The sequence below is a fragment of the Priestia sp. SRI_019 genome (genome assembly GCF_057586255.1).
In genome coordinates, this window is the sequence record NZ_JBYCZN010000036.1 from 1 (window position 1) to 385 (window position 385).

1 rRNA gene is annotated in these 385 nt (G+C 53.5%); it reads left to right on the forward strand.

The features are described 5' to 3' along the window. Positions 1 to 385 (forward strand): 16S ribosomal RNA (locus tag AC2YJL_RS27665); the annotation flags it as partial.

Sequence of the window (385 nt, forward strand, 5' to 3'; positions counted from 1 at the left end):
CTTGCTTCTATGACGTTAGCGGCGGACGGGTGAGTAACACGTGGGCAACCTGCCTGTAAGACTGGGATAACTTCGGGAAACCGAAGCTAATACCGGATAGGATCTTCTCCTTCATGGGAGATGATTGAAAGATGGTTTCGGCTATCACTTACAGATGGGCCCGCGGTGCATTAGCTAGTTGGTGAGGTAACGGCTCACCAAGGCAACGATGCATAGCCGACCTGAGAGGGTGATCGGCCACACTGGGACTGAGACACGGCCCAGACTCCTACGGGAGGCAGCAGTAGGGAATCTTCCGCAATGGACGAAAGTCTGACGGAGCAACGCCGCGTGAGTGATGAAGGCTTTCGGGTCGTAAAACTCTGTTGTTAGGGAAGAACAAGTA